5 protein-coding genes are annotated in these 4279 nt (G+C 71.7%); 3 read left to right on the plus strand and 2 right to left on the minus strand.

What is annotated here, in order from left to right; translation table 11 throughout:
- The coding region (locus tag GWI24_RS41205) for an ATP-binding protein (protein ID WP_210951145.1) at positions 1-278 on the plus strand (278 nt) is incomplete at its 5' end.
- Between the two features lie 13 nt (positions 279-291).
- Entirely contained in the window at positions 292-1083 is a 792-nt protein-coding gene (locus tag GWI24_RS41210; RefSeq protein ID WP_210951146.1) for an IclR family transcriptional regulator, read from the plus strand.
- Between the two features lie 68 nt (positions 1084-1151).
- Here GWI24_RS41210 and GWI24_RS41215 read toward each other — a convergent pair whose 3' ends face one another.
- Together GWI24_RS41215 and GWI24_RS41220 are read right to left on the minus strand one after the other, a co-directional pair.
- The gene (locus GWI24_RS41215) at positions 1152-2147 is read right to left on the minus strand and encodes a transketolase family protein (protein WP_210951147.1); all 996 of its coding nucleotides are present in this window, start codon (positions 2145-2147) and stop codon (positions 1152-1154) included.
- On the minus strand, positions 2144-3004 hold the full coding sequence (locus tag GWI24_RS41220; RefSeq protein ID WP_210951148.1) for a transketolase: 861 nt from the start codon (positions 3002-3004) through the stop codon (positions 2144-2146). Before GWI24_RS41220 ends, GWI24_RS41215 begins: the two co-directional genes overlap by 4 nt.
- 225 nt (positions 3005-3229) lie before the next feature.
- Between GWI24_RS41220 and GWI24_RS41225 the strand changes: the two genes are divergently transcribed.
- Positions 3230-4279: zinc-binding dehydrogenase (locus tag GWI24_RS41225; protein ID WP_210951149.1), on the plus strand; the 1050-nt coding region annotated here is incomplete at its 3' end.

A 4279-nucleotide genomic window follows, 5' to 3' on the forward strand; every position in this document is an offset into this window, starting at 1 on the left:
TGTGGCTGCGGCTGTGGCTGCGCCGCGGATGCTGTGTGATCTGCCAGGTCGGGGACGGCTGCCACGAAGCGCCCCGGCCGCGCCCCAGCGACCCCGACGCCGAGAGCGGTCGCGGGCTGTTCCTCGTCGCCGCGCTCGCCGACGCCTTCGGCACCCGCATCACCAGGGCCGGAAAGGTCATCTGGTTCCGGCGCCGCGTCCGGGACGACCGGCTCCCGGCACCCCGCACCACCCCCGCCGTCGATTACCGGCCAGTAGTCCCCCTGTCCGCTGAGTGATATCTTTGCGTGCGTGGCACAAGATGGTGGTCTAGCTCTCGTCCGTAAGTCCGTTGAGGTCCTCGACCTGCTCGCGGCGAGAGGCGAGGCGACGGCCGCGCAGCTCGCGGAGGAGCTGGGTGAGCCCCGCAGCTCGGTGTACCGGTTGCTGTCGAGCCTCCAGGGCCTGGACATGGTGGAGGGCGGCAGCCGACGCGGCACCTTCCGTCTGGGATTCCATCTGCTCACCCTCGGCACCGCCGTGGTGGAGCGTTTCGACGAGCGGCGGTTCGCGCAGCCGGTGATGGAGCGCCTCCACGACGAGACCGGCGAGACGGTGTACCTGTGCGTCCAGCGCGGCCGTGAGGCGGTGTGCATCGAGCGGCTGGACGGCCGGCGGGTCCAGTCCCTGGCCCTGAAGCTCGGCGGTGCGCTGCCGCTGCACGCCGGCGCGGCCTCCCGCGCCCTGCTGGCCTTCCAGGACCGCTCGGCCTGGTCGGACTACCTCGGGCAGGGGCCCCTGGAGCGGTTCACCCCCTCCACCCCGGTCACGGCGGACACGCTGGTCCCCGTGCTGGAGCAGACCTCCGAGAGCGGGATCTCCGTCAGCGACCAGGACGTGACGGTCGGCGTGGCCGCGCTCGGCGTCCCGATCCTGGACTACCGGGGGCAGGTGCGTGCCGCGCTGTCCATCAGCGGGGTCCGGGAAGCGATCCTCGGCACGGAGGCGGCCGGTCTGCGCAAGCGGCTGGTCGAGGCCGGCCAGGAGATTTCGCGGGCGCTGGGCTGGCAGGCCGTCCCCGGCACCGTCGCCGACTTCGGCTGACGGAAGGGACGGACGGCCCACAACACAGCGCCCGCCCCGGAGGAATCCCGGGGCGGGCATCTTTGCGCTTACCGGCTCTGGGCGAGCAGTGCCTCGCGGGCCTCTGCCTCGACTCCGGGGGCGTCCAGCCGGTAGTGCCGGTACAGATGGGTGGGCGGGCCGATGAGGCTGTACTGGTCCCGGATCCCGTGGCGGTGCAGCCGGACCGGTACGCCATGCTCGCTGATCAGCTCGGCCACCGCACCGCCGAGACCGCCGAGCACATTATGCTCCTCCACCGTCATCAGCACCCCGGAACGCCGCGCGGCCGTCAGCACCGCCTCCTCGTCGAGTGGTTTGACGGTATGCATGTCCAGCACCCCGACGCTGTACCCCTCTGCGGTGAGCGCCGCCGCGGCTCCCAGGGCGGGGTGGACCATGGAGCCAGTGGCGATGAGAGTGAGGTCGCTCCCAGCGCCGTGCTCGACCGCCTTCCCGATCTCCAGGGTGGTGCCCGCCGGGTAGACATCGGGGTCCCGGCCACGGCCGATACGGAAGTAGACCGGGCCCGGGTGGTCCACCGAGGCGCGCAGCGCCGCGGCCAGGGCCGCGGTGTCGGCCGGTGCGACCACGGTGAGTCCGGCGATGCTCCGGGTGATGGCGAGGTCCTCGGTCGCGTGGTGGGAGGTCCCGTAGAAGCCCAGGGTGATGCCGGCGTGGTGGCCGATCAGCCGGACGGGCTGGCGGGTGTAGGCGACGTCGGTGCGGATCTGTTCGCAGGCCAGCAGGGCCATGAAGGACGCGAAGGTGGCGACGTAGGGCCGCAGGCCGGTGGTGGCCAGACCCGCCGCCGTGGACACCATGTGCTGCTCGGAGATGCCGAACTGCAGGTACTTGTCCGGGTGGCGGTCCTGGAAGCGCACCAGTCCGTTGGAGTACTTCAGGTCGGCGGTGCCCACGACCACGCGATGGCCCTCGTCGGCGAGGTCGGCGAGGGTGTCGCCGAGGACCTGAAGACCCGGAGCCTGCTCCAGCAGGCTCAGCAGATGCCAGGATTCCGGCTGCAGACCGGGTGCGACGCTCACCGTGCCCCCCGCAGTTCCGCCAGGGCGTTGGCCTCGTCCCGCTCGGCCAGCCAGCCCAGATGCCATCCGAACTCGGACTCCATGTAGGAAATCCCCTTTCCCTTCACGGTGTTGGCGACGACCACGGCCGGACGGTCCCGGCCGGTGTCCTCGGCCAGCGAGCGCAGCAGGGGCAGCAGGGCCGAGACGTCATGTCCGTCGACCTCGTGCGTCTGCCATCCGAACGCCCGCCACTTCTCCAGCAGCGGCTCGATCCCGGTCACGCCGTCGATACGGCCGTCGAGTGAGTGGTCGTTGCGGTCGACGATGGCCACCAGCCGTCCCAGCCGGTGATGCGCGGCGCCCAGGGCCGCCTCCCACACCTGCCCCTCATGCAGCTCCCCATCGCCCAGCAGGACGAACGTGGTGTACGGGCGGCCCTGGAGGCGGCCGCCCAGTGCCATGCCGGTCCCGGCCGACAGGGCATGGCCCAGCGACCCGGAGCTGAAGTCGATCCCCGGAATGCGGGTCATGTCCGGGTGGTCACCGAAGGCGTTCCCCAGGCGGGTGTATTCATCAAGCTCGGCCGCGTCGAAGAAGCCCCAGTCCGCCAGCAGCGGATACAGCGTGGCCGCCGCATGCCCCTTGCCGAACAGGAAACGATCACGGTCCGGCCAGTCCGGTTCACCGCGCCTGAGCCGCATCACCCCGTAGTAGAGCGTGGCCAGAATCTCCGCGCAGGAGAAACCCGACGCGTAATGCCCCGTCTTCGCGATCGAGATCAGCCGCACCGTCTCCAGACGGGCGAAGAGCGCCCGCTCCTCGATGTACTCGATCAGTTCCCGGTCCGCCGGCCCGGCCGGCGTCTGTGCAGTCATTCGGTGTCTCTCCCAGTCGGCGAGCTCCGTTGGCGAGCCCAGTCGGCGAGCTCCGTTGGCGGGCCCGGTCGGCGAGCCCGATCGGTGGCACGGCCGGGTCCGGTCCGCACCATCCTCGCCACCGGAAGTTACCACTCACTGGACACTGCGTCCATGCCATGAGAATGTCTCGGTGGTCGCCGTCACACCCGCCGCAGCGGGCCTTCTCAAAACCAAGGAGATGCGATGACCCTCCCCGATCGCCCCACGCCCCTGGCCACGCAGGAGTCGCGGGCCCCGGCCATCCGTCAGCGCCAGGTCCGTGTCACCGCGCCCCGGCAGGTGGCCCTCGTCGAGCGGAACCTCACCGGCCCCGCACCGGGCGAGGTCCGGGTCCGGGTCCGCGAAGTCGGCGTGTGCGGCAGCGATCTGAAGATGTGGTCGGGCGAGCACGCCGTGCTCATGCCCCCGTTGACCCTCGGGCACGAGGCGTGGGGGACCGTCGAGGAGAACGCCGCGGACACCGGTGCCACCGGCTCCGCACCGCTCACCCCCGGCACCTCCGTGGTCATCGTTCCCCCGGCCGGCTGCGGCACCTGCCACAACTGCGCGCGAGGGCGCGAGCAGCTGTGTGCGCGGATGCGGTTCGTCGGCGGCCAGATCGACGGGGCCATGGCCCGGTTCCTGACCGTCCCGCCGCACCACCTCCTGCCGATCGACCCCCGGGTGCCCGAAGAGCTGCGGGTCCTGATCGAACCGCTGGCGGTGGCCGTGCACGCGGTTGGCCGGGGCCGTGTCGACGCCGACGAGCAGGCCCTGGTGATCGGGGCTGGTCCCATCGGCGTCTTCTGCGCGCTCGTGCTCGCCGCCCGGGGCGTCGGCCAGGTGGTGGTGACCGACCGGGACCCGCTACGGCTCGACCTCGCCCGCCGGCTCGGTGTGGCGCACCGCGTGCGGACGACGGCCGCCCAACCGCTCCTCGCGGCCGGGGACCACCTCCGTCCCGAGGGGGCGGACGTGGTGTTCGACTGCGTGGGCTCCCAGGCCACCACCACGCAGGCGCTGACGGCGACCTGCCATGGCGGCCGCACCGTCCTGGTGGGCATCAGCCCCGCCGAACTGACCGTCGGCGGAGTGGCGCTCCAGCGCGGCGAACGCGAGCTCATCGGCGTCCAGATGTACCAGCGCGAGGACTTCCGCCACGCGATGGACCTGCTGGCCGAAGGGCTCGTCCCGGCCATCGACGGTCTCAAGCGCTCCCGGCCGCTCGGACAGGCCGGCGAACTCCTCGAGGAG

Source organism: Streptomyces sp. MK37H (genome assembly GCF_018035285.1).
Classification (GTDB): Bacteria; Actinomycetota; Actinomycetes; order Streptomycetales; family Streptomycetaceae; genus Streptomyces; species Streptomyces endocoffeicus.

Bases quoted from the DNA above. Each gene is read 5' to 3' on its own strand.
- GWI24_RS41220 (WP_210951148.1), bottom strand. From the start codon at position 3,004: ATGACTGCACAGACGCCGGCCGGGCCGGCGGACCGGGAACTGATCGAG.